Below are 1,111 nucleotides of genomic sequence, written 5' to 3'. Positions count from 1 at the left end.
ATAAATTAATATATTTTAAATTATATTACATATTTGTATAAAATTAAAGACTACTGACACTTTGTCAGCAGTCTGAGGCACACTATATAATTAATATTAATTATATAGTGTGCCTTTTATGTAATTGAAGCTTTAATTAGTATTTATAAATTAAATATTTTCAATTTGCCAATCAATAGGTTTTTTGTTAATAGATATAAGAAAATTATTAATCTTTGAAAATGGTTTACTACCAAAGAAGCCTCTAGATGCAGATAGAGGACTAGGATGAACAGAAGAAAGAATCAAATGTTTTTTGTTAGTGATAAGTTCTTTTTTCTTTATTGCATTATTTCCCCAAAGTAAAAAAACAACAGGATCTTCTTTTTCATTTACTAATGATATAATTTTATCAGTGAAGATTTCCCAACCAATATTTTTATGTGAATTAGCTTCACCAGCTCGGACAGTAAGCGAAGTATTTAAAAGTAAAACTCCTTGATCAGCCCATTTTTTTAGATAACCGTTGTTAGGAATATAGCATCCTAAATCAGAATTTAATTCCTTATATATGTTTAATAGTGAGGGGGGAATCTTTACACCTGGATTAACGGAAAAGCTTAATCCATGAGCTTGGTTAGGCCCATGATAGGGATCTTGACCAAGAATAACAACTTTTACATCTTTATAAGGCGTAAAATGTAGAGCATTGAATATATCAAATTTATCAGGATAAATTGTTTTAGTATTATATTCGGATACTAGGAACTTTCTTAATGATAAATAATAGTCTTTTGAAAATTCATCTTCTAGCAGCTCTTTCCAATCATTGTTTAATATATTTGACATGATAATCACCTCGATATTTAGTTTTAACAATATTTAATGCAAATATTAATTAATTATAACACAAACGCTACCTAGTATATCAATAGTAGAAAAATAAAGAAAAATAAAGAAAAATATAATAAAATTAATAATAAACTTGAATAAAATAATAAAATATTGAAATAATAAAAAGTGAATGATGTTAAGATAAAACACGTCGCTGATAGCAAAATGTAAAACTTGATTAAAGCAAGATATACAGCAGTTAAGAGCGATAAAACATTTCTAAAAAGATGTTAAAAAC

The 1,111-nt window shown here is 25.9% G+C and carries 1 protein-coding gene; it reads right to left on the bottom strand.

Going from position 1 to position 1,111, the window contains the following annotated elements:
- Window positions 1-150 precede the first annotated feature (150 nt).
- Window positions 151-828 carry a uracil-DNA glycosylase gene (locus LPC13_RS16695; protein ID WP_005215179.1) on the bottom strand — a complete coding sequence of 226 codons (678 nt, stop codon included), beginning with the start codon at window positions 826-828 and terminating at the stop codon, window positions 151-153.
- Window positions 829-1,111: the final 283 nt, after the last annotated feature.

Origin of the sequence: Clostridium celatum (assembly GCF_021412605.1) — a bacterium.
GTDB lineage: Bacteria > Bacillota > Clostridia > Clostridiales > Clostridiaceae > Clostridium > Clostridium celatum.
Note: the sequence above shows the minus strand (reverse complement) of the source record. Positions and strands in the feature narration are given on the sequence as shown.